Origin of the sequence: Modestobacter sp. I12A-02662 (genome assembly GCF_041028325.1) — a bacterium.
GTDB lineage: Bacteria > Actinomycetota > Actinomycetes > Mycobacteriales > Geodermatophilaceae > Modestobacter.
On sequence record NZ_JABGDE010000002.1, the window covers coordinates 463,606 to 489,139 of the forward strand.

A 25,534-nucleotide genomic window follows, 5' to 3' on the forward strand; every position below is an offset into this window, starting at 1 on the left:
TCGGCTCACGGCGCGCGCGCCGGAGGAGAACACGGCTCGCTGTCGAGCGCTCAGCCCTGAGTTATGTCACGGCGGACCGGCCGGGGCAAGCGACGGGGACGGACATCACGCGATCCTGGGACGGGAGTGGCGCGCGGGGCGGCAGAGGCCGGGTGAGCGCGACCGGTGGCCGCTGTGCGATAACCGTCGGCATGACAGCGACTGCGGCCGCCGCGTGAGCTCATCGGACGGCGCTGCCCTCGCCCCGCCGCGGGTGGAGGGCACCGCGGTCGACAAGGGCCTCCGACGCGGGGCGCTCGGCCTGGTGTCCTCCGTCGTCCTGGGCGTCTCCTCCACCGCGCCGGCGTACGCGCTCGCCGCCACGCTGGGCTTCGTCGTCATCGCCGTCGGCGTGCAGGCCCCGGCGGTGATGCTGCTGGCGTTCGTCCCGATGTGGCTCATCGCCGTCGCCTACGCGCAGCTGAACCGGCGCGAACCGGACTGCGGGACGACGTTCACCTGGGCCGCCCGGGCGTTCGGCCCACGGGCGGGCTGGATGGGCGGCTGGGGGATCATCGCCGCCGACGTCATCGTGATGGCGAACCTCGCCCAGGTCGCCGGGTCCTACGGTTACCGGCTGGTCGGGCTGGACTCCCTGGCGGAGAGCACGCTGTGGACGACGCTGGCCGGGGTCGGCTGGATCGCGCTGATGACCTGGCTCTGCTACCGGGGCATCGAGCCCACGGCCCGGGTGCAGTGGGTGCTGCTGGTCATCGAGATCGTCGTCCTGGTCGCGTTCGCCGCCTACGCGCTGGTCGCGGTCTACGGCGGGACGGCGCCGGCCGGCTCGCTGATGCCGTCGCTGTCGTGGCTGTGGCCGGCCGGGCTCGAGTGGTCGTCCCTGACCGAGGCGGTGCTGCTGGCGGTCTTCATCTACTGGGGCTGGGACTCCGCGCTGGCGGTCAACGAGGAGACCATCGACCCCGCCCGCTCGCCGGGGCGGGCGGCGATCATCTCCACCGTGCTGCTGGTCGGCATCTACACCGTCGTGTCGATCGCGACGGTCGCCTTCGCCGGCGTCGGCACCGAGGGGATCGGGCTGGGCAACGAGGCCAACGCCGAGGACGTGTTCGCCGCGCTGGGCGCGACGGTGTTCGGCGACGACCTCGCGGGCCGGGTGTTCGAGACCCTGCTGCTGCTCTCGGTGCTCACCTCGGCCGCAGCCTGCACGCAGACGACGATCCTGCCCACCGCCCGGGGGACGCTGTCCATGGCCGCGTACGGGGCGCTGCCGGAGCGCTTCGCCCGGATCCACCCGCGGTACCTCACGCCCACCGTCTCGACGGTCTGGATGGGCGTGGTCTCCGTCGCGTTTTACGTGGGGCTCACGCTGGTCAGCGAGAACGTGCTGCAGGACTCGATCGTGGCGACCGGCATGCTCATCGCCTTCTACTACGGGTTGACCGGGTTCGCCTGCGCCTGGCAGTTCCGCCGCTCGCTGCGCTCGGCCCGCGACGTCCTCATGCGCTTCCTCCTGCCGCTGCTGGGCGGGGTGTTCATGCTGGTGGTGTTCGTGCTCGCCTGCATCGAGTACGCCGACCCGGCGTACGGCTACACCACGGTGCTGGGGGTGGGCGGCGTCTTCGTCGTGGGCGTCGGCTCGCTGCTGCTGGGCGTGCTCCTGATGATCGCCTGGAACCTCGTCGCCCCCGCGTTCTTCCGCGGCGAGACGATGCCGCGGGAGTGAGCCGCGGCCGGCTCCGCGGCCACCGACGAAGCGCCGCCTACCTCTGATCCCCCTCGAAGGGGGCAACCGTGGGTCTTTCGTGTTTCGTGGCTTCAGGTTCGCACGGCCCCTGCCGACCCTCTGGGCAAGCGAGGAGAGGGGCCGGTCATGATGACCTTGGCATGCGATGCGGTCGGGCAGGCGGGGCTGTCCGCGGCGACGGCGTCCTTGGACGAGCAGCAGCCGGGAACGCTGCTGTTCGTCTCCGGATGGCTGACCACCGCGGCCGACCTGACCCGGGAGGCCATGCTGATGCGCGATCTCGCGTCGACCTTCGACGTCCTGCTCTGAGGAAGGGCCGCGGGCTCAGGGCGCCCCCGGGCAGCCGGGACCGCCCGGCACCCAGCTCGGCGTCGTCCGCCGCGCGCCGTCCGGCCGCCCAGCCCGCCGGGTCCACCGCGGGCCCGCTCCGCTGGCGCAAGCGCGGGAAGAGCTCGTCGACCACCCGGTCGACGGCGGCCGCGCGCTCGGCGAGCAGCGGGACCAGCGCGCTGCCGTACGTCACGGAGGCCTCGGCTCGGGCCTGGTCACGGGCGTCGGTGAGCCGTTCCCCGATGCGCTGGGCGAAGGAGTAGTAGAAGCCCCGCCGGTAGGCGGTGGACCGGGCGCGGGCACCGCCGGCTCCGGCCTCGAGGCTGAGGGCGCGACCGGCCTGCACCAGCAGCGAGGTGACCAGCAGCTCCACGAGGTCCAACTCGGCCGCCATCCCCACCAGCGTGGCGATGCCGAACCGGGCATGAGGACGACACGCACGCCGTTCGCCCGGGCGACCGCGTGGACCACCGACGCCTTGGCCTCCGCGTGCGGATCGTCGAGGTGGAAGCGGCGGACCCCGACGGTGGCGCTCCCAGCCGCCCCCTCACCACGTCCGGCGAGGACCGCGGTGTCGATGGCGTACCGGGCCATGAGCTCCTGGGGCCTCGCGGTCAGCGCCTCGGCCTCGGCGGCGAACTCGGTCGACTCCGCCTTGGCCAGCAGTCCGCGGATCCGGCTCAGCGCCCGCTCGTCGGGAGCGCCCGGATCGAGGGGCGGCTGCGTCGCCGACGAGCCCGACGGCGGCGGCGTCAGCCGCTCGATCGGCGGCAGGCTCCGCAGCACGCCGACGACCCGCAACACCTCGCGCCAGGCCACCGCCGGGACGACCCGCTCGGCGCGCCACCAGTCGGTGACGGACCCGGCCGGCACCTCGAGCCGGTCCAGTTGCGCCTGCCAGGCGGGGGAGACGCCGGCCGGCACCCCGGCGATCACCGCGGACACCAGCCGGCCGGCCCGCTGGGTGGCGCGTCGCCGTACGACGTGGACGACGTCGGCGGGCTGCCAGCCGTTCTGCCACAGCCGCAGGAGCAGGTCGGACACCATGCGCTGAACCGAGCCGTCGCTGTCCACGCCGGCGTCGCGGCTGATCAGCCGGACGACGACGCGGTCCAGGTCGGCCGCCTGCACGCCCGGCTCCGCCGCGAGCCGCCCACCGGCCAGCACCAGCCGCAGCACGTCCTCAGCCGTCGTCGATCCCTGCACGGGTGGTCCTTCCGTCTCGTGGCCGGCGCCGCGCCGGGGCCGGCTCCGGCTCAGCCTCGACCACCCGGCCGCTGCGGTCGCGCGAGGGGAGGGGCTGTGGAACGGCACCGTGCCTGGGGACAGGGAGCAGCACACCGGCCCGGGACAGGCTCGAGGAGCGGCCGCTCCGGCGCCGGAAACGGGTTGACCCCGCGGGGACGCTGGCCGTGTGCCAGTCCGCGTCCGGCCGTTCACCGCCGAAGACCTCCCCGAGGTCGTCGCCCTCGCGCTCCGCGCCTGGGCGCGGTGTTCGCCTCGATGGCGGACGCGCTGGGACCAGCGGTGTACGACCACCTCTACCCGGACTGGGAGGCCGCCCAGGCGCGGGCGGTGACGGCCGGCTGCACCCGCGAGGGCACGCGGGTGTGGGTCGCGGCGGACGAGTCCGGTCCGGCCGGTTTCGTGACCGTCGTCGTCCACGACGAGACGTACGACGAGCCGGACAGCGGGGAGATCGAGATGCTCGCGGTCGACCCGGTCCGGCAGGGCCGCGGCGTCGGCGGGCTGCTGACCGCCCACGCGCTCGACGCGATCCGGCAGGCGGGGTGCCGGATCGCGGTCGTCGCCACCGGTGGGGATCCCGGGCACGCACCGGCCCGCCACGTGTACGAGCGGGCAGGTTTCCGGCCTCTGCCGCTGGTCCGGTACTACCAGCCCCTGTGAGGCGCGGGGGCTGAGCAGCCACCCGGTGTGCACCGGCGTCGCTAGGTTGGCCGCCATGGCCGACCTCGCCACGCGCGCCCGCACCCTGATGGAGCTGCACACCGCGCCGGAGATCCTGGTGCTCACCAACGTGTGGGACGTCGGCTCGGCGCGGGTGGTCGCCGCAACCGCCGGTGTCCGGGCGCTGGCCACCGCCAGCCACGGGATCGCCGCCACCTTCGGCTACGAGGACGGCGAGAACATCCCGCTGGACCTGCACCTGGACATGGTCGGCCGGATCGCCGCCGCGGTGGACCTGCCGGTGTCGATGGACATGGAGGCCGGCTACGGCGACCCGGGCGAGACCACCCGGCGGGCGATCGCGGCGGGGGTCGTCGGGGGCAACCTGGAGGACCAGATGCGGCCGCTGCACGACGCCGTGGATGCCGTCGAGGCGGTGCTCCGCGCCGGCCGGGACACCGGGATCGACTTCGTGCTCAACGCGCGCACCGACGCGTTCATCCGGGCCGGCCGCGACGCCGACCGGTCGGCCGTGCTCGCGGAGGCGGTGCGCCGGGGACGCGCCTACCTGGACGCCGGCGCGCCCGTGATCTTCGTGCCGGGAGTGGTCGCCCGGGAGGAGATCGTCGCGCTGGTGGACGGACTCGGGCCGGGGCGGCTCACGCTGATCAGCGTCCCCGGGCAGTCGCTGCCGGCACGGGAGATGCAGGACCTCGGCGTCGCCCGGGTGTCCACCGGCCCGTTCACCCAGCGGGTGGCGCTCACCGCGCTGCAGGACGCCGTCGCCGAGATGGTGGCCGGCGGCACGCTGCCGGCCGGCACGCGCCCGTTGACCTGAGCCATGGGCGGCGCGTCGGCACGGTTGGCCTGGGCCGCGGAGATGGCCGCCCCGCAGCCGGGTGAGCGCGTACTCGAGGTCGGCTGCGGTCACGGCGTCCTGCTCTCCCTGATCGCCGAGCGGCTGGCCGGCGGGTCCGTGCTGGGTCTGGACAGGTCGCCGACGATGACCGCCGCCGCGCTCCGGCGGAACCGCGAGGACGTGGCAGCCGGCCGGGTGGCCGTGCAGACCGCCGAGCTGGCCGCCGCCGACCTGCCGGCCGAGGCGTTCGACCTGGTGGTCGCCGTCCACGTGGGGGCGTTCTGGCGGTCGCCGGCCGAGGACTTCGGCGTCGTCCGCCGGGTGCTCGCCCCAGGCGGACGGTTCGTCCTGGTCGACCAGCCGCTCACGCCGGGCGCGGCGGATGGACGGGCCACCCGGATCGCCGCCCTGGCCGCGCCGTACCGGCTGGCGGTGACCGGCGTCCACACCGGGGACACGCCACCGCGGCCGTCGATCGCGATCGGACTGTGCGTCGCCAGGTGACGGTGGGCCGGACCGGCTCGGACGAGGACGCCGGGTGAGCTGCGCCGTCCCCGGTGGCTGGGGTGCGGACCTGGGCGCAGCATCGGGGGCACGTCGACGACGACGAGAGAGAGGGCATCGCCGCCATGACCGAACAGCTCCTGCCCGCCGACTTCCTCGGGTACCAGTCACTGCTGCCCGACGAGGAGCAGAAGGAGCTGCTGGCCCTCCGCGAGTTCCTGGCGAGCGAGGTCAGGCCGCGGGTCAACGCCGCCTGGGCGGCCGCTGAGTTCCCGATGGACCTGGTCCCGCGGTTCGCCGCGGCGGACATCGTCGGCCGCTCCTACGACTGGGAGGGCCGCCCGCGCGCATCCCGGCTGTTCACCGGGTTCCAGGCGATGGAGCTCGCCCGCGTCGACCCGTCGATGGCCACCTTCATCGGGGTGCACGGCGGCCTGGCGATGGGGTCGATCATGGTCCTCGGGTCCGAGGAGCAGCGGCAGCGCTGGATCCCGTCGATGATGCGGCTGGAGACGATCGGCGCGTTCGCGCTCACCGAGCCCGAGGGCGGGTCCGACGTCGCCCGCGGCATGCGGACCACCGCCCGCCGGGACGGCGACTCATGGGTGCTCAACGGCGCGAAGCGCTGGATCGGCAACGGCACCTTCGCCGACGTCGTCGTGGTGTTCGCCCGCGACGTCGCCGACGACCAGGTGAAGACCTTCGTCGTGGAGAAGGGCACCGCCGGTTTCGCGGCGAGCAAGATCGAGGACAAGATCGCGCTGCGCACCGTGCAGAACGCGGACCTGACGTTCAGCGACTGCCGCATCCCCGCCGCGGACAAGCTCGAGGGCGGCAACTCGTTCCGCGACGTCAACAAGGTGCTGAAGGTGACCCGCGGCGGCGTCGCGTGGAGCGGCGTCGGCTGCCAGCTCGGCGCCTACGAGGCGGCGGTCGCCTACGCCGGGGAACGCGTGCAGTTCGGGAAGCCGATCGGCAGCTTCCAGCTGGTCCAGGACCTGCTGGCGCGGATGCTGGGCAACGTCACCGCCAGCCTCGGCATGACCGTGCGGATCTCCCAGCTGCAGGAGCGGGACGAGCTGCGGGACGAGCAGGCGGCGCTGGCCAAGAGCTACGTCACCGGGCGGGGCCGGGAGACCGTCGCCATGGCCCGCGAGGTCTTCGGCGGCAACGGGATCGTCCTCGACCACGACGTCATCCGGTTCTTCACCGACGCCGAGGCGCTGTACTCCTACGAGGGGACCCGGGAGATGAACACCCTCATCGTCGGGCGGGCGATCACCGGCATCAGCGCCTTCCACTAGTCCTCGATGACGTCCAGTCCCTGCTCCCGCAGCTGCGCCAGGTGGTCCAGCATCCCCTTGAGGACCTCCGGGTCGTGGCCCTCCCAGCTGTCCACCTCGCCGACCACCCGCAGCGGATGGCGGGTGCGGTAGGACTGCGTGGGGTTGCCGGGGAACCTCTTGTCGGTCACGTTCGGGTCGTCCTCGAAGGGACCCAGGGGCTCGACGACGTAGACGTGTCCCCGCTCCCGGCTCCCGGCCAGCGCGGTCGCCAGCTCCGCTCCCCACGCGGCGGTGTCCACGAGCGCGGTGAAGTAGATGTGGTTGGACACCCGGCCCTCCTGGAAGTTGGAGCCGTGGCCGGGGACCAGCTCGTCGCCGGCCACGAGCGCGGACCTCGTCCCGTGGTAGAAGGGCCCGGCGATGTGGTCGCAGCGTTCGTAGGTCACGGGGACGCGGGTGCTGCCGTTCTCGCCCATCACCGTCCTCTCGTCGGACATCACGGTCGGCCGCACGCACGACGGCCCCCGGTGCGGTGCACCGGGGGCCGTCGTACGTACGTGCGGTGGGGTCAGGAGGTGGCGTGCCCCTGCACGGTCTGCTTGGAGTCCTGGGCCTGGCCCTGGACGTCCTGAGCGGCCGACTGGCCCTCCGACTTGACCGTCTGCACGCCCTCCTGCGCCGTCTCCTTGACCGACTGGACGGCGTCCTGGGCGGCCGGCTTCAGGTTGTCGCCGATCTCCTGGGCCACGTTCTTGGCCTGGTCGACCAGCGGCTGGGAGTGCTCCCGGACCGCCGACTCGGCCTGCGAGGCCAGCTGCTTCTCCTTCTCGCTGGTGGGCAGGAGGGAGGAGACCAGCCAGCCGACGCCGAAGGCGATCACGCCCGCGGCGAGCGGGTTGCCCTGCGCCTGGCGCTGGATGGTCTGCGGGGCCGACTGCACGGCGTCCATGGCGGTGCTGGCGGCGTTCGAGACGTTCTCCGAGGCCGTCGACGCCGCGCCCTGGACGCTGCCGGCGACGTTGGAGGTCGTGCCGCTGGCGCGCTGGCCCGTGTCGTGGGCCGCGCCGAAGACGCGGTCCTTGAGCCCGGACACCGTGCTCTTCGCCCGTCCGACGCGGCGGTCGACGACCCGCGTGGGGTTGACCTTCTCGTTCAGGGCGTCGACGTCGTAGCTGAGGTTGCTACGGGTCTCCTCGATCTGGCGCCGGATCACTTCCGGGTCGCTGCTGGTCATGTCTGTCTCCTGTCCGGTCAGTTGGGCTTGAGGGCGCCGGGCACCTGCTGGAGGGTCTCCACGGTGCGCTCGGGCTTGGGGTTGAGCTGCTTCAGGCCGCTGAAGTCGACCTGCTTGAGCTGCTTGCGGCCCATCGAGTAGAGGACCGCGGCGATGATCAGCCAGAGCACGGCCACGATGAGCGCCGACCAGCTGTGGCCCACCAGGTGCGACAGGGCCCACCACAGGGCGATGGAGAGGAACAGCACGCCGAGGTGTCCGGCGTAGCCGGCGCCACCCAGCATCCCGGCGCCCTTGCCCGCCTTCGCACCCTGCGCCTTGACCTCGTCGGTCGCCTTGTTCGCCTCGGCCCGGAGCTCCGCCTTGGCCAGCTCGAGCTCCTGGCGCATCAGCGTCGACATGTCCCGGGTGACCTCACCGATCAGGTCACCGACCGACACGCCCTCGACGTCGGGATGCCCCTCGTCGGTCAGCGGCTGGGCGTCCCCGAGGTGCTGCGTGGTGTTGTGCGTCTGCCCGTACTCCTCGGCGGTGGGCGGTGCGGCGTAGCCCGTCGAGCCGGTCTGCGCGTATCCCGTGCCCGGCTGCCCGTAGGGCTGTCCGCCAGTCGGGGAGCTCACAGCCGGTCCTCCCCGGAAGTCCGCGCCGGGTCGTCCCAGCCGGAGGCGGTGGTCCCCGAGGTGCCCTCGGACGGGACCGTGCCGTACGGCGGCGGCGGGACAGCGCCGGTGGTCCCGGTGGTCGAGTACCCGGGGGTGGTGCCGGTGGTCTCGTACGCCGGCGTGGTGTAGCCGGTGGCCGGGGTGTCGGCGACGTAGTTGGTGCCGGTGGTGTAGCTGCCCTCGGCGTAGACCGGGCCCGGCGCGTCGTAGGCCCGCTGCGGGGTGTACCCGGTGGTCGAGGAGGAGCTGTCCTCCTTGTGCGCGGCCACCACACCGGTGGTCAGCCGGCCGGCGACGACGCCGGCGAGGGCTGCGCCGAGCAGGAACACGCCCGGCTTCCGGCGGGCGAAGGCGCGCACCTCGTTGACCAGGTCACCGGGCTCACGGCTCTGGATCCAGCCGGCGATCTCCTCGACCTTGTCCCCGGCCTGGCGGACCAGGTCGGCGGCGGGGCCGGACGGCGTCTGACCGCCGCCCTCGACCATGGTGCGCAGCTGCTGGGCGATCTCGGACAGGCCCTGGCCGGCCTTCTGCTGGCCGGTGCGTGCCTGGTCCTGGAGCTGCTGGCGGCCCTGCGCCACGAGGTCCTGCGCCTGGCGCCGGGTCTCCTGGGTGACCTGCTTGGCCTGGTCGGCGGCGGTCGAGGCGACCTGGCTGCCGGCCTGCGCCGCGGTCTGGCCCACGTTGCGGGCCTCGTCCTTGGCGACGTCCTTGGTGGACGGGGTACCCGTCACGCCGGTGGCGCCACTGGCCGGCGGCGGCTGCGTCGGGGTGCCGATGGAGTGGGTCATCGTTCCTCCTGTCGTGCGTCGGGTCCGTGACTGTGGTGCTGGTGTCCGGTGTGGGCGTCCGTGCCCGGTGGCGACCCCGCCCGCACGAGGGACACCGCCATGGCCGGCCGGGTGGCCGGGTGGTGGTGCTGGTCGCGGGACGGCGTGTGGGCACCGGGAGGTGCCCAGGTCGGTCGGTGTCGCTCGGCTGGGTCCCACCTGGCCTCGGTGGGACGCCGTCCGTCGGAGCACCTGGTACCCGCAGCGATCTACGGCGTAAACAGGAAGATCGACGCGGCGACCGGTTGCGCAGGCGCACCGCGTAGCCTGCGCCAGGCAAGGGAAGGCTTCCCTTCATGGTCGGAGGAGTGTGGATGAGCAGTCCGGCGCGCGAGCAGCGGCGGCCGCGGGTCGCGCGGGTCGGCGAGGTGGTGCGGACCTCGCGCGTGACCCCGCACATGATCCGGGTGGTCCTCGGTGGCGAGGGGCTGGCCGGCTTCCCGGCCGGGGAGTTCACCGACCACTACGTGAAGCTGTTGTTCCCACCGCCGGGCGCGCCCTACGGCGCCCCGTTCGACGTCGAGCAGGTGCGCGCCGAGTTCACCGCCGAGCTGTGGCCGGTCACCCGCACCTACACCGTGCGCTACTGGGACGCCGAGGCCGGCGAGCTGACGATCGACTTCGTCCACCACGGCGACGAGGGGCTGGCCGGGCCGTGGGCGGCCGCGGCCGCGCCCGGGGACCGCATCCAGCTCCTCGGCCCGGGCGGGGCCTATGCCCCGCACCCGGACGCCGACTGGCACCTGCTGGCCGGCGACGAGAGCGCGCTGCCGGCGATCGGCGCCTCGCTGGGCCGCCTCCCCGACGGCGCCCGCGCCCTGGTGTTCCTGGAGGTCGAGGGGCCGGCGGAGGAGCAGGCCGACCTGGTCGTGGCCGCCCCTTCCGAGCTGGTGTGGCTGCACCGCGGGGACCACGCACCGGGGGCCGTGCTGGTCGACGCAGTCCGGGCCTGCCCGCTGCCGGAGGGGACCGGGCACGTCTTCGTCCACGGCGAGGCCGGCCTCGCCCGCGAGCTCCGCCGTCACCTGCGGGCCGAGCGGGGCCTCGCACCGGAGTTCACCTCGATCTCCGGCTACTGGCGGCTCGGTGACACCGAGGACCGCTGGCAGGCCGGGAAGCGGGACTGGAACGCGCAGATCGAGGCGGAGGAGCAGGCGCTCGCCGCCGGCTGACGCCGGTCAGCCCAGGTCGTCGGTGCCGAACGTGTCGCACGCCGCCGGGTCGCCGGACTCGTAGCCGGTCGTGAACCAGAGCCGGCGCTGCTCGGAGGAGCCGTGGGTGAAGGCGTCCTGGTCGATCGTCCCGCCGCCCAGGTTCTGCTGGATGAAGTCGTCGCCGATCCGCCCGGCCGTGTCCAGGGCCCGGTCGATGTCGTCCTGGGTGATCTCGGCGATCAGAGGTGCGCCCGAGTCGTCGGGCACGGTGGTCGCGTGGTGGGCCCAGGCCCCCGCGTAGCAGTCGGCCTGAAGCTCCAGCCGCACGGTGCCGCTGGCCGGGCCGGTCTCGCCCGGCGTCACCTGCGCGTTCGTGCCGAGCAGGTTCTGCACGTGGTGCCCGTACTCGTGGGCGAGCACGTAGGCGTTGGCGAAGAGCCCGCCCTCGGCGCCGAACTGCGTCCGGAGGTCGTCGAAGAACGTCAGGTCGATGTAGACCAGCCGGTCGGCCGGGCAGTAGAACGGACCTGACCCGCTCGTGGCCCCGCCGCAGCCGGTCTGCACCTGGCCTGAGAAGAACACGGTGTCGGCGGGTTGGTAGCCCGGCAGCGTCCCGGTCCAGAAGTCCTGGATGGACTCGATGTCGGCCACGACCGCGCACTCCACGGACCCGTTCGCGTCCTCGCTGCTCCGGCACGACTGCTCCAGCGCGGCGTTGTCGGCGGTCTGCCCGCTGCCGAGCCCACCGAGCACTCCCGCGAGGTCGGCCGTCCCCCCGCCGCCGCCACCGCCGAGCACCTGCACCAGGACGACGACGATCAGACCCACTAGCCCGAGCCCGCCGCCGCCCACGGCCAGCCCGCGCCCACCACCGGTGCGCCCACCGCCGCCGCGGCGGTCCTGGACGCCGGAGGTGTCGAGGCTCCCGCCCTCCCGGTACCTCATCGCTGGCAGGCCTCCTCGTCGGGTCCGGTCGGTCGCGGGACGGGGGACAGCGGCTCCTGGGCTCCCGGCGGGACGCTCCCGCCGCCGCGGTGCCACTCTGCCGCCGCCGCTGATCGGGCGCATCCGGACCGGAGGCACCGGCGGGTCGGCCATGCCTGCCGGGGTCGCCGTCGCCGGCCGCGAGGTCGGCGGCGCCGCCCTAGGCTCGGGTCATGCCCCTGGAAGGTGAGTACGTCCCGAGTCCGGAGAAGTGGGTGCGGGACCAGGTGGAGGTGTACGAGCGCACGGGCGGCCGGGAGGCGAACACGCTGCCCGGGCGCACCGAGCCGGTGGTCGTCTACACCACCCGTGGCGCGCGGAGCGGGAAGATCCGCAAGTTCCCGTTGATGCGCGTGGAGCACGACGGCAGGTACGGCATGGTCGCCTCCGACGGCGGCGCCCCCAAGCACCCGACCTGGTACCACAACCTCAAGGCGCACCCGGACGAGGTGACCGTGCAGGACGGCGAGCGGGTGGTGGACGGCGTCGCGCGCGAGCTGCAGGGCGAGGAACGGGCGCAGTGGTGGGAGCGGGCGGTCGCCGCCTTCCCCGACTACGCGGACTACCAGGAGCGCACCGACCGGGAGATCCCGGTGTTCGTCGTCGAGCCCAGGAGCTGAGCGGCAGGCGCTCCCGGCGTCCAGCACGAGAGGCGCCTCCGATCACCCCGAGGGCTTCGGTTAGGCTTTCCTAAGTCGTCCGAGGGAGTGGGGCAGTCGTGCGCGGTGTCACGGGCAGGAGCGCGGTCGCGCTCATGGTGGTCGGAGTGCTCTCCCTGACCGCGTGCGGGTCGTCGTCCGGCGCGGCGGAGGAGCCCGCGGCCGCGGCGCAGGAGGAGACCCGCACGGTGACCCACGCGCTGGGCACGACGGAGATCGTGGGCGAGCCCGAGCGGGTCGTCGTCCTGGACACCGGCGAGCTGGACGCGGTGGTCGCGCTGGGCATCACCCCGGTCGGTGCCGTGCGCACGGACGTCAGCGCGGAGCTGCCCGGCTACCTCGAGGACGCCGGCGCGGACCCGGCCGAGATCGCCGAGGTGGGCACCATCAACGAGCCCGACCTGGAGCGGATCGCCGCGCTGGAGCCGGACCTGATCCTGTCCAACGCCGTCCGGCACCGGGAGATCTACGACCAGCTGAGCGCCATCGCCCCCACCGTGCTGGCCGAGGACGTCGGTGACACGTGGAAGGAGAACCTCCTCCTCGACGCCGAAGCGCTCGGGCTGACCGCGGAGGCCGAGCAGCTGCTCAGCGACCTCGAGGCCCGCGCCGTCGAGGTGGGTGCCCAGTTCGGGGACCCGGCCGCGCTGGAGGTCAGCGTCGTGCGCTTCGTCGGGGCCGGCTCGGTGCGGCTCTACGGCGAGGGCTCCTTCATCGGCACCGTGCTGGCCGACGCCGGCTTCTCCCGCCCCGAGGTGCAGCGCACCCCCGAGACGTTCGTCGAGGTGGGGCCGGAGGAGATCAGCCAGGCCGACGGGGACCTGCTGTTCTCCGCCGCCTACGGCGAGGACGGGCAGGCGGACCTGAGCGGACTGACCACCGGCGGCCTGTGGCAGTCGCTCCCGGTGGTGCAGCAGGGCCGCGCGTACCCCGTGGACGACGACCGCTGGTTCCTCGCGATCGGCCCGCTGGGCGCCGGGCTGGTGCTGGACGACCTCGAGGAGATCGCCGGCCGGCAGCCCAGCTGACCGGAACTCACGGCAGCGCGTCGTACACGGCCCGGGCCCGTGCCTCGACCTCCTCGGTCAGCTCGGTGAACGGCTCCAGCTCCAGGGGACGGCCCGTGGAGCGGCCCGCCCGCCAGGTGGCGACGGCCCGCCCGCCGCAGACCACGGTCGCGCGGAACACGCCGTTGCCGCCCGGGACGATCCGGTCGGCGAACTCGGCCGGCACCGTGCACGTCCGGTCGGCGTAGCCGAGCACGAGCTCGTCGAAGCCGGGCAGCAGCAGGACGCCGTCGGCCTCCTCCCGCGCCGCGGCCAGCCGCCCAGGGGTCGCCGGGTCCAGCCAGTGCTCGGTGCCCCCGGCGTCCAGCCGCTCCAGCCGGTCACGGACCTGCGCGAGCCCGGCCCGCGCGTCGCGCACCGGCACCCCGGCCCACCGGGCCAGGTCGGTGACCGTGGCCGGCCCGTGGCCGGTGAAGAAGCGCAGCGCCAGCTCGCCGAGCGCCGCCTCCCGCTCGAGCCGGCGGGGGCGGGGCACCCACTCGTCCAGCAGGACGAACAACTGGTCGCCGCCGTCCGTCGGGCCGAGGCAGAGCGTGCCGGTCTGCGACAGGTACCAGAGCAGGTGGTAGCCGCGCTGCCCGGTCGTCGGGACGCCGCCGTCCGCGAGCAGCGCGAGCACCCTGGGGCGCCGGAGCCGGCCGCCGCCGGCCAGCCCGGCCACCACCAGCTTCCGGGCGCGCTCGACCTCCGCGTCGGTGATCCCGAGACCGGCGCGGCGGGCGGCGGCGCCGGCGAGCGCCCGGGGGCCGAGCAGCTCGAGCATCCAGGGCAGGTCCTCGGCGGCGGTCAGGTGCAGGGTGCCGCGCATCGGCCAGGAGCGGACCACGGTGCCGGCATCGAGCGCGGCGACCACCCCGGCGCGGGTGCCGTCGGCGGTCCGCAGCGCCACGGAGGTGAGCGCACCCGGCAGGTCCTGCGCCTGCACCGCGGTGAGCCGGCGCACCACTCCGGCTGGGTCCAGCTCCCGCGGGCCGACCAGTCCCTGGGCCGCCATCCGCAGCAGGCCGAGTTCCGACGTCATGGCGCGCAGCGTGGCACCCGGTACCGACGGTCAGCGGCGCAGCCGCACGTAGACCATGTCCTCGGCGTCCGGCTCGGTGGTCAGCGGGCGGAACCCGGCGCCCGCGGCGGCCCGCAGGCTGGCGGCGTTGTCCGGCTCGATGCCCAGCACGAACTGCTCGACGTCGGCCAGCTCGGCCGCCTCGGTGAGCGCGCGGAGCGCCGACCGCCCGTGGCCCTGACCCCACCGCGCCGGGTCCACCACGTAGGCCGCGCCCATGGCCCGTCCCTCGTGCACGGCGGTGACCTGCTCGGTTGCCGGGTCCCACACGGTCCAGCGGTCGTAGACGTCCCCACCGATCTGCGCGACCGGCGCGCCCTCGTGGTCGAGGGCCACGTAGGAGTGCGCCCGGAGCACCCGGCGACCGCGGAAGTCGTCGTCCCGGCGGGCCGCGGTGCGCAGCGCGAACTCCCGCTCCGGCCACGTCCGGCCGCCCAGCCGGCGCTGCACCTCGGGGTGGTCGAACCAGGGCAGGACGGCGGCGAGCAGCTCGGGTTCCAGCGGCACCAGCCGGAGTGCGGGGACGACGGCCACCGGCCCACCCTGCAACACCGTTCGCGCGGCGTCATCCGGAGATCCCGGCCGACCCGGCACCGCGGGCGCCGCCGCCCGCGCTACCGTCCCGCCACAGCCGGAGGGGGACCCATGACCGACGAGATCGACGCCTGGTTCGCCACCGCGGGGCCGCGCGAGGGCGACCTGCGGGGGGTGGACGCGCTCGTGCAGGCCGCGGCGCCGGGGATCGACCGGCAACTGGTCCCGGTCGGCAGCGGGCAGATGCTGGGCTACGGGCTCATGCCCTACCGGCCGAAGTCGGCGAAGGAGACCACCATGTGGCCGCTGATCGCCCTCGCCCCGCAGAAGCGGCACCTGTCGCTGTACGTGTCCGCCGTCGTCGACGGCCAGTACCTGGCCGAGTCCCGGGCCGCGGAGCTGGGCCAGGTGTCCTGCGGGAAGAGCTGCATCCGCTTCGCCTCGCTGGACCGGGTCGACACCGTGGCGCTGGACCGGCTCCTGCGGGACGCCGTGGCCACCACCCGGGCCGGCGGGAACGACTACTCCGCCTCCTGACGCGCGGCCCGCAGCAGCGCCACGACCTCCTCGTCCGGCACCTGCCCGAAGTGCGCGTAGTGCGCGCTCACCGCGCCGAAGGGCCGGGGCGTCGCGACGCTCACCACCTCCACGCCCTCGGCGGTCAACCGCCGGACCGCGTCGGTGGCGCACACCGGCGCGGCCAGCACGACCCGGACCGCGCCCAGGGCCCGGACCACCGCGCAGGCGGCCCGCGCGGTGGCGCCGGTGGCCACGCCGTCGTCCACCACGATCGCCGTCCGGCCGGCCAGCGGCAGGCGGGGTGCCACCGCCCGCAGCCGGCGCACCCGCCGGTCCAGCTCGGCACGCTCCCGGGCCTCCACCTCCTCGAGCGCCGCGGGCGCCACCCCGGCCCGGCGGACGACGTCGGGGGAGTGGACCGCCGCGCCGTCCTCCCCGATCGCCCCCATCGCGAGCTCGCGGTGGCCGGGCACGCCGAGCTTGCGGACCACCACCACGTCCAGCGGAGCGGCCAGGGCGGCCGCCACCTGCGCGGCCACCGGCACCCCGCCACGGGGCAGCCCCAGCACGACGGCCTCCTGCGCCCGCAGGTGCTCCAGCCGGGCGGCGAGCTGCCGGCCGGCGTCGGCGCGGTCGCGGAACAGCACGGTGCACCTCCGGTCCGGCTGATCGTCCTCCGTCCCCGGCGTCCGGGCGACACGCCGGACGCGGGACGCGCCGTGATCCGTCCCGCCTGACGGAACGGCCCTGGTGTTCCAGAGGCGGGTGAGACAACCTGGTTCCCGAACCCGCCCCACCCTCGGAGAGGACCCACGTGACCCGCTTCGGGATCCCGTCCCCTTCCCCAGCCGTCGACGACGTCCGTATCGACCTCGCGGTCGACCTCGCGGTCGGCCGCCTCGCCGAGGAGTTCGACGACCGCGCCGAGACGCAGACCGTCGTCGACGTGGTCCGCACCTGCTGGAACGACCTCAGCGGCGTGCCCGCCACCGCCCTGCCCGAGCTGGTCGAGCGACTGGCCCGGCACCGGCTGCTCGCGACCGTCGGCTGAGGAAGGACCCCCTGCCCCCACCGCTCGCAAGCTCGCGGTGGGCCCCTGCAGGGGGGCCGAAAGCGGCTTGCCGGGCCAGGGACGATGACGGCGTGGGCCACGTCGACGTCACCGGGGTGCGGCACACCCTCCCGGACGGGCGGGTGCTGCTCGACGCCGTCTCCTTCCGGATCGGTGACGGCGCCCGCGCCGCGCTGGTCGGCGAGAACGGCGCCGGCAAGACCACGCTGCTGCGGATCATCAGCGGCGACTTGACCCCGGAGGCCGGCAGCATCGCCCGGGCCGGTGGGCTCGGGGTGATGCGGCAGTTCATCGGCTCGGTCCGCGACGACACCACCGTCCAGCGGTTCCTGGTCGACCTCGCGCCCCCGGCGGTCCGGGCGGCGTGGGACGCGGTCGAGGACGCCGAGCTCGCGCTGATGGAGACCGACGACGAGCCGGCCCAGCTGGCCTACGCCGCGGCCCTCGCGCAGTGGGGCGACGTGGGCGGCTACGACGTCGAGGTCACCTGGGACACCGTCACGGTCGCCGCGCTGGGCGTCCCCTACGACCGGTGCAAGTACTGCGAGCTGTCGACCCTCTCCGGTGGTGAGCAGAAGCGGCTCGCGCTGGAGTGGCTGCTGCGGGGCCCCGACCAGGTGCTGCTGCTCGACGAGCCGGACAACTACCTCGACGTGCCCGGCAAGCGGTGGCTGGAGGAGCGGCTGCGGGAGACCCGCAAGACGGTGCTGTTCGTATCGCACGACCGGGAGCTGCTCTCCCGCGTCGCCGACCGGGTGGTCACCGTCGAGGGTGGGACCGTCTGGGTGCACGGCGGCGACTTCGCCGGCTATCCCGCGGCCCGGGCGGCCCGGCACGAGCGCCTGGCCGAGGTCCGCCGGCGCTGGGAGGAGGAGCACCAGCGGCTGGTCGAGCTCGTGCGGACGCTGCAGCAGCAGGCCAAGAACTCACCGGACATGGCCTCCCGCTACTCCGCGGCGCAGACCAGGCTGGCGAGGTTCGAGGCCGCCGGGGCGCCACCGGACCGCCCACCAGAGCAGTCGGTGACGATGCGGCTGCGCGGCGGGCGCACCGGCGTGCGGGTGCTGGTCGCCGAGCAGCTGGAGCTCGACGGGCTGATGCGGCCGTTCGACCTGGAGGTCGACTACGGCGACCGGATCGCCGTCCTGGGGTCCAACGGCGCGGGGAAGTCGCACTTCCTGCGGCTGCTGGCCGGGCAGGAGGTCGCGCACCGGGGGAGCTGGCGGCTCGGGGCGCGCGTCGTCCCCGGCTTCTTCGCCCAGACCCATGCGCACCCGGACTGGCTCGACCGGACGCTGGTGGACCTGCTGTGGCACGGCGAGCCCGGGCGCCCGGGCGTCGACCGGGGCCGGGCGATGGCCACCCTGCGCCGGTACGGGCTGGTGGCGCAGGGCGACCAGCCCTTCGGGTCCCTCTCCGGCGGCCAGCAGGCGCGGTTCCAGGTCCTGCTGCTGGAGCTCTCCGGCGCGACGCTGCTGCTGCTGGACGAGCCCACGGACAACCTCGACGTGCTCTCCGCGGAGTCGCTGGAGCAGGCGCTGGCCGCGTTCGACGGCACGGTGCTCGCCGTGACGCACGACCGCTGGTTCGCCCGCACGTTCGACCGGTTCGTGGTGTTCGGCGCCGACGGGCGGGTGTACGAGTCGCCCGAGCCGGTGTTCGACGAGGCCCGCGTGCAACGAGCCCGCTGAGCCTCCCCGGGCGGCGGCGTCAGCGCAGCATCGACGCCATCGCCCGGTGCCAGGCCGCGACGTCGGCGTCGACCGCGCCCTGCGGGGAGCGGGCCTCCACCGCCGCCGGAGCGGTCGCGGCGAGCTCTGCCGCTATCGCGGCCGCCTCCGCCCGCTCGGCGCGCTCGCTGCGCATGCCGGCCGCAGCGATGCCCGCCCCGGCCAGCGCGAGCGCCGCGCCCACCCAGATCGGCGCGGCGTATCCCAGGCCGAGGCTGAGCGTCGCCGCGCCGAGGGCCGCGCCCAGCGCGTTGGCCAGGTTGAACGCGGCCTGGTTGGCCGCGGACACGAGGCTGCCGCCGCGTACCCGGGCCGCGTCGATCGCCCGGTTCTGCACCGCCGGGCCCAGGGCGAAGGCGACGACGCCGAACAGCACCAGCGTGGCGACCGCGGCGACGGCGGAGGTGACGACCGCCGCGAAGACCGCGAGCACGACCGCCGTGGCGACCAGCCCGCCGGCGATGAAGGAGGACCCGAAGCGGTCACCCAGCCGCCCGCCGAGCAGGGTGCCCGCCGTCGTCCCGATGCCGAAGAGAGCCAGCACGATGGTCACCGCGCCCTCGGGCAGACCGGCGAGCTCGGTCAGGATCGGGCTCACGTAGCTGTACACGGAGAAGAGCGCGGCGAAGCCGACCGTCGTGATGGTGAGCACCAGCCACACCTGCCGTCGGCGGAACGCGGACAGCTCCGACCGCAGATCGGTCGGCTCCCCGGCCCCCCGCGGCAGCCAGGCGAGGAGCCCGGCGATGGTGACCAGCCCGATCGCCGCGACCCCGCCGAAGACCAGCCGCCAGCTCAGCTGCTGGGCGACGAACGTGCCCAGCGGGACGCCGACGACGTTGGCCAGCGTGAGCCCGACCATCATCAGCGAGATGGCCTGGGTGGCCTTGTGCGCGGGAACCAGCCGCCGGGCGGCCACCGCGCCGACGCCGAAGAAGGACCCGTGCGCCAGGGCGGTCAGCACCCGGGCGCCGACGAGCGTCGCGTACCCGGGCGCCAGCGCGGAGAGCGCGTTGCCGACGGTGAAGACGACCATCAGCGCCACCAGCGTCTGCCGCGGGGTGAAGCGGACGCCCAGCGCGGTGAGCGTCGGAGCGCCGATGACGACGCCGAGCGCGTACGCGGAGATGAGCAGGCCGACCGCCGAGACCGAGACGCCGAGGTCGGCCGCGACCTGCGGCAGCATGCCCATGATCACGAACTCGGTCGTGCCGATGCCGAAGGCACCGATGGACAGGGCGAGCAGGGCGCGGGGCACGAGGAGGACTCCGGACGGCAGGGGACGGGCGGTGCGGACGTCGCCGTCCACCTCTCAGCCAACGGCAGCGCCGCCGGCGTCTTCCACCTGAGGGGTCATGAGGTCCATCACGTCCGGCCGCGGGCCGCGCACGCATCGTGCGCGGCCCGCCGGCTCCCGGACGGATCAGGGCGTGAGGAGCACCTTCACCGCGCCGTCCTGCTTCTGCCGGAAGGTCTCGTACGCCTGCGGCGCCTGCTCCAGCGGCACGTGGTGGGTGGCGAAGGTGTCGACGCCGAGCGGGTCCTCGTCGGTCAGCAGCGGCAGGATGTCGGGCACCCAGCGCCACACGTTGGCCTGCCCCATCCGCAACTGGATCTGCTTGTCGAACATCCGCATCAGCGGCAACGGGTCGGTCGCGCCGCCGTAGACCCCGGACAGCGAGATCGTGCCGCCCCGGCGCACGGCCTCGATGGAGGTGTTCAGCGCGGCCAGCCGGTCGACGCCGGCCACCTGCATGACCTTCTCCATCAGGGCGTCGGGGAGGAGCGCGGTCGCCTTCTGGGCGAAGCTGGCGCCGGGGGAGCCGTGCGCCTCCATCCCGACCGCGTCGATGACCGCGTCCGGGCCGCGCCCGTCGGTCTGGTCGCGGATCCAGGCGACGACGTCGGCCTGCTCGGTGCGGTCCAGCACCTCCGCGCCCCGCGCGCGGGCGCGGGCGACCCGCTCGGGGACCGTGTCGCAGGCGAACACCCGGGAGCCCAGGTGGCCGGCGATCCGGGCGGCCATGTCACCGATCGGCCCGAGCCCCAGCACGAGGACGGTGCCGCCGGGCGGGGGAGCGGCGTACTGCACGGCCTGCCAGGCCGTCGGGAGCACGTCGGAGAGGTAGACGAAACGGTCGTCGGCCGGGCCGTGCGGCACCTTGATCGGCAGGGTGTTGCCGAACGGGACGCGCAGGAACTCGGCCTGCCCGCCGGGCACCTGGCCGTAGAGCTTGGTGTAGCCGAACAGCGAGGCGCCCATGCCCTGCTCGCGGTTCTGGGTCGTCTCGCACTGGCTCTGCAGGCCCTGCGAGCACATCCAGCAGGTGCCGCAGGAGATGTTGAACGGCACGACCACGCGGTCGCCGGGGGCCACCGCGGTCACCTCGGCACCGACCTCCCGGACGACGCCCATCGGCTCGTGGCCCATCACGTCGCCGACGGTCATGAACGGGGCCATGACCTCGATGAGGTGGAGGTCCGACCCGCAGATGCCGCTGGAGGTGATCTCCACGATCACGTCGGTGGGGTCCTGGATCGTCGGGTCGGGGACGGTGTCCACCTGGACGTCGTCCCGGCCGTGCCAGGTCACTGCGCGCATGGGGGTGCTCCTCGGTCTCGGGAGCCCCGGACCGGCCGCGACGGGGTCGGCGGACCCGATCGGGGGCGTGACGTTGGTCGCCGTACCCGTCACAGCGTGTCTCGACGCATGACGCGCTCGCAGGACTGACGTCACGGAGGGTGCGCGCTTGGCAGAGTCTGTTGTGACATCAGCCACTTGACCTGGTGTGCATGCCTCTCCGCCAGGATCACGAACGGGTCACGACGTGTTTACATGGCTCGCGACGCGTTTCAGCCGCTGACGAAAGACAGGTGCATGGACCCGCAACATCTCGCCCGGATCGACGACGACGGGTCGATGCGCCGCTGGCGCGGTGGCACGGCCGGTGGGGGCTCCGCCTCCAGGTCCTCGTCGACCGCCCCGGATGTCGCGGTGCTCGCACCGGTCGTCCCCCGCGCGGAGTCGGCCGACCTGCACGTCCGGCGGCACGAGCTCGTCCTCGCCGGCGCACCCGCGACCCCGTCACCGGCCATCCCGGCCCCCCGCGACAGCTCTGGCTCCGGCGCCTGGCCGCTGCCGGCCGAGCTCGAGCTGCTCGACCTCGCCGAGGACTGGCCGCTGGCCCCGGACGCCGGGCTGCTCGGTGCCGGGTCCGTGGACTTCTCCGGCAACACCGTGGCCGACCTCGGCGACGGGCCGGCGTCGTCCGGCCCGGCGGCCGACCCGTTCGCCCCGGAGCAGGTCGTCGCCGCGCTCGCCGCGGCGCGCCGGGGCCGGCACCGCCGGCCGCCGACGCACCACCGCCGCCCCGCCCTCTACGTCGCCGCCGCGCTGATCGGTGCGGCCGGCGTCGCCGGGATCGCGGCGGCCGACATCGGGACCACCCAGACCGAGACCGCCGCCGCCGGGCAGCCGGTCAGCGTCGCCGAGGAGCTCGGCCTCCTGCAGGCCGATCCGCAGACCCTGACCAGCGACCAGGCCGCGGTCCGGCTCCAGGAGATGGTCGCCAGTCGCGCCGAGCGCGAGGACGCCCAGGCCGCGGCCGCCCAGGTGCAGGCCGACGCCGACCGGGCAGCCCAGGAGGCGGCGGCCGAGGCCGCCCGCCACCGCGCGGCCATGCCGGTGCACGGCGCCCGGATCAGCAGCGGCTTCGGCTACCGCTGGGGCACCCTGCACGCCGGCGTCGACTTCGCCGCCCCGTTGGGCACGCCCGAGTACGCCGTTGCCGACGGTGTGGTCGTCAAGGCCGGCGCGGCCAGCGGCTACGGCCTCGTCGTGTACATCCAGCACGAGAACGGCGACGTGACCGTCTACGGGCACATGCAGGAGATCCTCGTCGAGGAGGGGCAGACCGTGAAGGCCGGCGAGGAGATCGCCAAGCTCGGCAATCGCGGCCAGTCCACCGGCCCGCACCTGCACTTCGAGGTGATCGTCGGCGGCATCGACGGCGAGAAGATCGACCCGCTCCCCTGGCTGCGCGAGCGCGGCGTCGAGATGTGACGCACCCACCCGGACCCGGGTGGGATCCTGGCGGAAGCCCCTGACATGCGGCAGAGTGCATGCCAGAACGGGGACCGATCGGGAGGACGGCGATGGGGCACGACCACGGGCACGCCCATGGCACCGTGGCGGCCGGACACCGCGGCCGGCTGACCGTCGTCCTCGCGCTCACCGGCACCGTCTTCGTCGTCGAGGTCGTCGGTGCGCTGCTCTCCGGGTCGCTGGCGCTGCTCGCCGACGCCGGGCACATGGCCACCGACGCCCTGGGCATCGGGATGGCCCTCACCGCCGTCACGCTGGCGCAGCGTCCCGCCCGCGGCCGGCGCACCTTCGGTCTGCAGCGCCTGGAGGTCCTCGCCGCGGTCGCGAACGGACTGCTGCTGCTCGGCGTCGGCGGCTACGTTCTCGTCGAGGCGGTGCGCCGGATCGGGGACCCGCCGGAGATCCACTCGGGCTGGATGCTGTCGGTGGCGCTGCTCGGCCTGGCCGTGAACCTCGGCTCGCTGGCGCTGCTGCGGTCGGGGCAGGGCGACTCGCTGAACCTCCGCGGCGCCTACCTGGAGGTGCTCGGCGACGCGCTGGGCTCGGTCGCCGTCATCGTGGCCGCCGTGGTCATCGCCACGACCGGCTGGACCGCCGCGGACGTGCTCGCCTCGTTCGCGGTCGGGTGCCTGGTGCTGCCGCGCGCCTGGTCCCTGCTGCGGGAGGCGTTCGACGTCCTGCTCGAGGCGGCGCCGCGCGGGGTCGACCTCGCGGAGGTCCGCGCCCACGTGCTCGGCGTCCCCGGCGTGCTCGCCGTCCACGACCTGCACGCCTGGACCATCACCTCCGGGCAGCCGGTGCTGTCCGCGCACGTCGTCGTCACCGACGAGATGCTCGCCGACGGCCACGGCGGCCGGGTGCTCGACGCCCTCGGCGCGTGCCTCGGCGACCACTTCGACCTGGCGCACTGCACCTTCCAGCTGGAGTCGGCGGGGCACCAGGGGCACGAGTCGCCCGTGCACGACTGAAGAAGGACCCCCTTGCCCCCCGCCACTCGCGGGCTCGCGGCGGGACCCTGCACGGGGGCCGTACCGGCTGACACCATGCAGTCGTGCCGATGTCCCTGGTGCTCCTGTCGGACACGCACGTCCCCAAGCGCGCCCGGGACCTCCCTCCGCCGCTGTGGACGGCGATCGACGCCGCCGACGTCGTCGTGCACGCCGGTGACTGGGTCGACGTGGCCCTGCTCGACGAGCTCGAGCGCCGGTCGCGGCGGCTGGTCGGGGTGTGCGGCAACAACGACCACGGGGCGCTGCGCCAGCGGCTGCCCGAGGTGGCCCGGGTCGAGATCGACGGGGTCCGGTTCGCCGTCGTCCACGAGACCGGCGACGCCAAGGGGCGGGAGCGGCGGTGCGCCGAGCGGTTCCCGGACGTCGACGTCCTGGTCTTCGGCCACAGCCACATCCCCTGGGACACGACCGCGCACACCGGCCTCCGCCTGCTGAACCCCGGCTCGCCGACCGACCGCCGGCGCCAGCCGTTCGCCACCTACCTGACCGCCACGGTCGGCGGGGGAGCGCTCGGCGACGTGATCCTGCACCGGCTCCCGCCCCGCCCGGCGGGCCGGTGAGCCTGCCGCCGCTCCCCCCGGCCGCGGTCGCCGCGCTCGCCTGCCCGGTCTGCGGCCGGCCGGTGCACGCCGACCCCGCCGGCCTGCGCTGCCCGGCCGGTCACGCCTTCGACCGGGCGCGCCAGGGGCACGTCACCCTGCTGCCGCCGGATGGCACCCCGCACGCCGGGGACTCGGCGGCGATGGTCGCCGACCGGGCGGAGTTCCTCGCCGCCGGCCACTACGCCGGGGTCACCGCGGCCCTGGCGGACACCGCACTGGCCGGCACCCCGCCGGAGACCGTGCTGGACGTCGGCGGCGGCACCGGCGCGCACCTGGCCGGGGTGCTCGACCGGGCGCCCGGCGCGGTGGGGGTCGTGCTGGACGCCTCCCGCTACGCGGCGCGGCGGGCCGCCCGCGCGCACCCGCGGGCGATGGCCGTGGTCGCCGACTCCTGGGCGCGGTGGCCGGTCCTCGACAGCAGCGTCGACCGGGTGCTGGTGGTGTTCGCGCCGCGCAACGGGGCGGAGACCGCGCGGGTGCTGCGGCCGGAGGGCCGGCTCGTCGTCGTCACCCCGGCGGCCGACCACCTGGCCGAGCTGGTCGGGCCGCTGGGGCTGCTGTCGGTCGACCCGGCGAAGGCCGAGCGGCTGACCGCGTCGCTCGCGCCGCACCTGCGGCCGGTCGCCTCGGCGGCGCACCGGGAGGAGTTGCGGCTCGACCACGCGGCGGTGCGCACGCTGGTGGGGATGGGGCCGCACGCGCGGCACCTGGCGGCCGGCGAGCTCACCGCCCGCATCGCCGCGCTCCCCGAGCCGGTGCGGGTGACGGTGGCGGTCGACGTCGGCACCTGGCAGGAGGACCCTCTCCCACCCGACCGCGCTGAGCTCGCCCCCACGACATGACGAGGGCCCGGCCGGACGGCCGGGCCCTCGGCGAACGAGGCCGCCCGCGCGATCGCGGGCGGGTGGGTCAGCGGGTGACGCGGCGGCGCTTGCCCGTGGCGGCCACGTAGATGAACAGCACCAGGATCGCGCCGAGGATCGACGCCCACCAGCCGCCCAGGTCGAACCGGAAGCCGTCGCCCTTGAGCAGGCTGAACAGCAGGTTGCCCACGACCGACCCGATGAGACCGAGGACCAGCGTGGCGACGATGCCCAGGTCCTGCTTGCCGGGTACGACAGCGCGGGCGATCAGACCGGCGACGAAGCCGATGATGATCGCCAGGATGATGCCTCCGATGTCCACGGATGAGACCTCCTGAGCGTGACGGCACGGCCGTCGGCACTGGTCCGTCCAGCGCAAGATCATCAGTGCCCGGCTACGTCCCGGCGAAACCCCTGGCGGCGCGGCCGGCCGCCGTTCACCCGATCGGGTGACGCGTCCGGCCGCTGACCTGCGCGGACACCCGCCTCCGCGCGACCGGGAGCCGGTCGGTCGGCCACCGGGTGCACCCGGGCCGGGCCGCGCACCAGGCCGGCGGCGCTCCGGTGCCCTCGCCCGCCGCGTCCGCCGGTGCGGCACCGTCTAAGCTCCGAGCGTGACGATCGCACCCGCCCCGATCGTGAGCCGGCCGAGCCCGGTCCACGAGGCCGAGAAGGGGTCGCGGCTCCTCTCGCTGCTGCGCACCACCGACCACAAGACCATCGGCCTGATGTACACGACGACGTCGTTCATCTGGTTCTTCGTCGGTGGCCTGATGGCGCTGCTGATGCGCGGTGAGCTGGCCCGCCCGGAGCTG

Annotated in this window: 28 protein-coding genes and 1 pseudogene; 17 read left to right on the forward strand and 12 right to left on the reverse strand. The window is 74.6% G+C overall.

The window, feature by feature from the left end; genetic code table 11:
* Positions 1-214 precede the first annotated feature (214 nt).
* Both HL189_RS02685 and HL189_RS02690 read left to right on the forward strand, forming a co-directional pair.
* Positions 215-1,726, forward strand: coding sequence for an APC family permease (locus HL189_RS02685; RefSeq protein WP_369132158.1), 1,512 nt, complete (start codon positions 215-217; stop codon positions 1,724-1,726).
* Positions 1,727-1,873: 147 nt separating this feature from the next.
* A complete protein-coding gene (locus HL189_RS02690; protein ID WP_369132159.1) occupies positions 1,874-2,056 on the forward strand; it encodes a hypothetical protein in 183 nt (60 codons plus the stop codon).
* A gap of 210 nt (positions 2,057-2,266) precedes the next feature.
* Here HL189_RS02690 and HL189_RS02695 read toward each other — a convergent pair whose 3' ends face one another.
* Positions 2,267-3,283, reverse strand: coding sequence for a DUF2786 domain-containing protein (locus HL189_RS02695; protein ID WP_369132160.1), 1,017 nt, complete (start codon positions 3,281-3,283; stop codon positions 2,267-2,269).
* A 285-nt stretch (positions 3,284-3,568) separates the two neighbouring features.
* Between HL189_RS02695 and HL189_RS02700 the strand changes: the two genes are divergently transcribed.
* The 4 genes from HL189_RS02700 to HL189_RS02715 all read left to right on the forward strand — a co-directional run bounded on the left by HL189_RS02700 (position 3,569) and on the right by HL189_RS02715 (position 6,652).
* Positions 3,569-3,985 carry a GNAT family N-acetyltransferase gene (locus tag HL189_RS02700; protein WP_369132161.1) on the forward strand — a complete coding sequence of 139 codons (417 nt, stop codon included), beginning with the start codon at positions 3,569-3,571 and terminating at the stop codon, positions 3,983-3,985.
* A 55-nt stretch (positions 3,986-4,040) separates the two neighbouring features.
* Positions 4,041-4,823, forward strand: a complete 783-nt coding sequence (locus HL189_RS02705) for an isocitrate lyase/phosphoenolpyruvate mutase family protein (protein ID WP_369132162.1) — start codon at positions 4,041-4,043, stop codon at positions 4,821-4,823.
* 3 nt (positions 4,824-4,826) lie between these two features.
* The gene (locus tag HL189_RS02710) at positions 4,827-5,348 is read left to right on the forward strand and encodes a class I SAM-dependent methyltransferase (RefSeq protein ID WP_369132163.1); all 522 of its coding nucleotides are present in this window, start codon (positions 4,827-4,829) and stop codon (positions 5,346-5,348) included.
* A 125-nt stretch (positions 5,349-5,473) separates the two neighbouring features.
* Complete coding sequence (locus tag HL189_RS02715; RefSeq protein ID WP_369132164.1) at positions 5,474-6,652, forward strand: acyl-CoA dehydrogenase family protein; 1,179 nt, start codon at positions 5,474-5,476, stop codon at positions 6,650-6,652.
* Here HL189_RS02715 and arr read toward each other — a convergent pair.
* The 4 genes from arr to HL189_RS02735 form a co-directional block, all read right to left on the reverse strand.
* Entirely contained in the window at positions 6,649-7,110 is a 462-nt protein-coding gene (gene arr / locus HL189_RS02720; RefSeq protein WP_369132189.1) for an NAD(+)--rifampin ADP-ribosyltransferase, read from the reverse strand. The genes HL189_RS02715 and arr overlap by 4 nt on opposite strands.
* A gap of 92 nt (positions 7,111-7,202) precedes the next feature.
* On the reverse strand, positions 7,203-7,868 hold the full coding sequence (locus HL189_RS02725; protein WP_369132165.1) for a DUF3618 domain-containing protein: 666 nt from the start codon (positions 7,866-7,868) through the stop codon (positions 7,203-7,205).
* A gap of 17 nt (positions 7,869-7,885) precedes the next feature.
* The gene (locus tag HL189_RS02730; protein WP_369132166.1) at positions 7,886-8,488 is read right to left on the reverse strand and encodes a phage holin family protein; all 603 of its coding nucleotides are present in this window, start codon (positions 8,486-8,488) and stop codon (positions 7,886-7,888) included.
* Positions 8,485-9,321, reverse strand: coding sequence for a hypothetical protein (locus tag HL189_RS02735; RefSeq protein ID WP_369132167.1), 837 nt, complete (start codon positions 9,319-9,321; stop codon positions 8,485-8,487). The genes HL189_RS02730 and HL189_RS02735 overlap by 4 nt, the downstream gene beginning before the upstream one ends.
* 353 nt (positions 9,322-9,674) lie before the next feature.
* Here HL189_RS02735 and HL189_RS02740 point away from each other — a divergent pair, with 353 nt between their 5' ends.
* Positions 9,675-10,532 (forward strand): siderophore-interacting protein, encoded by an 858-nt coding sequence (locus HL189_RS02740; protein ID WP_369132168.1) that lies wholly within the window; start codon positions 9,675-9,677, stop codon positions 10,530-10,532.
* A gap of 6 nt (positions 10,533-10,538) precedes the next feature.
* Here the strand turns inward: HL189_RS02740 and HL189_RS02745 are convergent, their stop codons facing one another.
* Positions 10,539-11,459 (reverse strand): neutral zinc metallopeptidase, encoded by a 921-nt coding sequence (locus tag HL189_RS02745; protein WP_369132169.1) that lies wholly within the window; start codon positions 11,457-11,459, stop codon positions 10,539-10,541.
* Between the two features lie 212 nt (positions 11,460-11,671).
* On the opposite strand from HL189_RS02745, the gene HL189_RS02750 reads away from it, so the two are divergent.
* On the forward strand, positions 11,672-12,118 hold the full coding sequence (locus HL189_RS02750; protein WP_369132170.1) for a nitroreductase family deazaflavin-dependent oxidoreductase: 447 nt from the start codon (positions 11,672-11,674) through the stop codon (positions 12,116-12,118).
* A gap of 146 nt (positions 12,119-12,264) precedes the next feature.
* Positions 12,265-13,185, forward strand: a complete 921-nt coding sequence (locus tag HL189_RS02755; RefSeq protein WP_369132171.1) for an ABC transporter substrate-binding protein — start codon at positions 12,265-12,267, stop codon at positions 13,183-13,185.
* A gap of 7 nt (positions 13,186-13,192) precedes the next feature.
* Here the strand turns inward: HL189_RS02755 and HL189_RS02760 are convergent, their stop codons facing one another.
* Together HL189_RS02760 and HL189_RS02765 are read right to left on the reverse strand one after the other, a co-directional pair.
* Entirely contained in the window at positions 13,193-14,245 is a 1,053-nt protein-coding gene (locus HL189_RS02760) for a winged helix DNA-binding domain-containing protein (protein ID WP_369132172.1), read from the reverse strand.
* 30 nt (positions 14,246-14,275) lie between these two features.
* The gene (locus HL189_RS02765) at positions 14,276-14,818 is read right to left on the reverse strand and encodes a GNAT family N-acetyltransferase (RefSeq protein ID WP_369132173.1); all 543 of its coding nucleotides are present in this window, start codon (positions 14,816-14,818) and stop codon (positions 14,276-14,278) included.
* Between the two features lie 111 nt (positions 14,819-14,929).
* Between HL189_RS02765 and HL189_RS02770 the strand changes: the two genes are divergently transcribed.
* Positions 14,930-15,355: a DUF1801 domain-containing protein gene (locus HL189_RS02770; RefSeq protein WP_369132174.1), complete on the forward strand. Its 426-nt coding sequence runs from the start codon at positions 14,930-14,932 to the stop codon at positions 15,353-15,355.
* Here the strand turns inward: HL189_RS02770 and HL189_RS02775 are convergent.
* On the reverse strand, positions 15,340-15,984 hold the full coding sequence (locus HL189_RS02775) for a phosphoribosyltransferase (RefSeq protein ID WP_369132175.1): 645 nt from the start codon (positions 15,982-15,984) through the stop codon (positions 15,340-15,342). The genes HL189_RS02770 and HL189_RS02775 overlap by 16 nt on opposite strands.
* 167 nt (positions 15,985-16,151) lie before the next feature.
* On the opposite strand from HL189_RS02775, the gene HL189_RS02780 reads away from it, so the two are divergent.
* Entirely contained in the window at positions 16,152-16,388 is a 237-nt protein-coding gene (locus tag HL189_RS02780) for a three-helix bundle dimerization domain-containing protein (RefSeq protein WP_369132176.1), read from the forward strand.
* Between the two features lie 92 nt (positions 16,389-16,480).
* Positions 16,481-18,100, forward strand: a complete 1,620-nt coding sequence (locus tag HL189_RS02785; protein WP_369132177.1) for an ABC-F family ATP-binding cassette domain-containing protein — start codon at positions 16,481-16,483, stop codon at positions 18,098-18,100.
* 19 nt (positions 18,101-18,119) lie between these two features.
* Here the strand turns inward: HL189_RS02785 and HL189_RS02790 are convergent, their stop codons facing one another.
* Together HL189_RS02790 and HL189_RS02795 are read right to left on the reverse strand one after the other, a co-directional pair.
* On the reverse strand, positions 18,120-19,397 hold the full coding sequence (locus HL189_RS02790) for an MFS transporter (RefSeq protein ID WP_369132178.1): 1,278 nt from the start codon (positions 19,395-19,397) through the stop codon (positions 18,120-18,122).
* A gap of 165 nt (positions 19,398-19,562) precedes the next feature.
* Positions 19,563-20,741 carry an alcohol dehydrogenase catalytic domain-containing protein gene (locus HL189_RS02795; RefSeq protein ID WP_369132179.1) on the reverse strand — a complete coding sequence of 393 codons (1,179 nt, stop codon included), beginning with the start codon at positions 20,739-20,741 and terminating at the stop codon, positions 19,563-19,565.
* A gap of 276 nt (positions 20,742-21,017) precedes the next feature.
* Between HL189_RS02795 and HL189_RS02800 the strand changes: the two genes are divergently transcribed.
* The 4 genes from HL189_RS02800 to HL189_RS02815 all read left to right on the forward strand — a co-directional run bounded on the left by HL189_RS02800 (position 21,018) and on the right by HL189_RS02815 (position 24,698).
* Positions 21,018-22,202: a M23 family metallopeptidase gene (locus HL189_RS02800; protein WP_369132180.1), complete on the forward strand. Its 1,185-nt coding sequence runs from the start codon at positions 21,018-21,020 to the stop codon at positions 22,200-22,202.
* Positions 22,203-22,294: 92 nt separating this feature from the next.
* Positions 22,295-23,212, forward strand: coding sequence for a cation diffusion facilitator family transporter (locus HL189_RS02805; RefSeq protein ID WP_369132181.1), 918 nt, complete (start codon positions 22,295-22,297; stop codon positions 23,210-23,212).
* Between the two features lie 89 nt (positions 23,213-23,301).
* Entirely contained in the window at positions 23,302-23,814 is a 513-nt protein-coding gene (locus HL189_RS02810; protein ID WP_369132190.1) for a metallophosphoesterase, read from the forward strand.
* Positions 23,811-24,698 carry a putative RNA methyltransferase gene (locus HL189_RS02815; protein ID WP_369132182.1) on the forward strand — a complete coding sequence of 296 codons (888 nt, stop codon included), beginning with the start codon at positions 23,811-23,813 and terminating at the stop codon, positions 24,696-24,698. The genes HL189_RS02810 and HL189_RS02815 overlap by 4 nt, the downstream gene beginning before the upstream one ends.
* Before the next feature lie 67 nt (positions 24,699-24,765).
* Here HL189_RS02815 and HL189_RS02820 read toward each other — a convergent pair whose 3' ends face one another.
* The gene (locus tag HL189_RS02820) at positions 24,766-25,041 is read right to left on the reverse strand and encodes a GlsB/YeaQ/YmgE family stress response membrane protein (RefSeq protein ID WP_369132183.1); all 276 of its coding nucleotides are present in this window, start codon (positions 25,039-25,041) and stop codon (positions 24,766-24,768) included.
* A gap of 292 nt (positions 25,042-25,333) precedes the next feature.
* Here HL189_RS02820 and HL189_RS02825 point away from each other — a divergent pair.
* A pseudogene (locus tag HL189_RS02825) lies at positions 25,334-25,534 on the forward strand (cytochrome ubiquinol oxidase subunit I); the annotation flags it as partial.

Coding starts and splice junctions, on each gene's coding strand:
- HL189_RS02690 (WP_369132159.1), top strand. CDS start 1,874: ATGATGACCTTGGCATGCGATGCGGTCGGGCAGGCGGGGCTGTCCGCG.
- HL189_RS02715 (WP_369132164.1), top strand. CDS start 5,474: ATGACCGAACAGCTCCTGCCCGCCGACTTCCTCGGGTACCAGTCACTG.
- HL189_RS02795 (WP_369132179.1), bottom strand. CDS start 20,741: ATGCGCGCAGTGACCTGGCACGGCCGGGACGACGTCCAGGTGGACACC.
- HL189_RS02740 (WP_369132168.1), top strand. CDS start 9,675: ATGAGCAGTCCGGCGCGCGAGCAGCGGCGGCCGCGGGTCGCGCGGGTC.
- HL189_RS02710 (WP_369132163.1), top strand. CDS start 4,827: ATGGGCGGCGCGTCGGCACGGTTGGCCTGGGCCGCGGAGATGGCCGCC.
- HL189_RS02760 (WP_369132172.1), bottom strand. CDS start 14,245: ATGACGTCGGAACTCGGCCTGCTGCGGATGGCGGCCCAGGGACTGGTC.
- HL189_RS02745 (WP_369132169.1), bottom strand. CDS start 11,459: ATGAGGTACCGGGAGGGCGGGAGCCTCGACACCTCCGGCGTCCAGGAC.
- arr (WP_369132189.1), bottom strand. CDS start 7,110: ATGGGCGAGAACGGCAGCACCCGCGTCCCCGTGACCTACGAACGCTGC.
- HL189_RS02725 (WP_369132165.1), bottom strand. CDS start 7,868: ATGACCAGCAGCGACCCGGAAGTGATCCGGCGCCAGATCGAGGAGACC.
- HL189_RS02810 (WP_369132190.1), top strand. CDS start 23,302: ATGTCCCTGGTGCTCCTGTCGGACACGCACGTCCCCAAGCGCGCCCGG.
- HL189_RS02735 (WP_369132167.1), bottom strand. CDS start 9,321: ATGACCCACTCCATCGGCACCCCGACGCAGCCGCCGCCGGCCAGTGGC.
- HL189_RS02705 (WP_369132162.1), top strand. CDS start 4,041: ATGGCCGACCTCGCCACGCGCGCCCGCACCCTGATGGAGCTGCACACC.
- HL189_RS02800 (WP_369132180.1), top strand. CDS start 21,018: ATGGACCCGCAACATCTCGCCCGGATCGACGACGACGGGTCGATGCGC.
- HL189_RS02770 (WP_369132174.1), top strand. CDS start 14,930: ATGACCGACGAGATCGACGCCTGGTTCGCCACCGCGGGGCCGCGCGAG.
- HL189_RS02805 (WP_369132181.1), top strand. CDS start 22,295: ATGGGGCACGACCACGGGCACGCCCATGGCACCGTGGCGGCCGGACAC.
- HL189_RS02750 (WP_369132170.1), top strand. CDS start 11,672: ATGCCCCTGGAAGGTGAGTACGTCCCGAGTCCGGAGAAGTGGGTGCGG.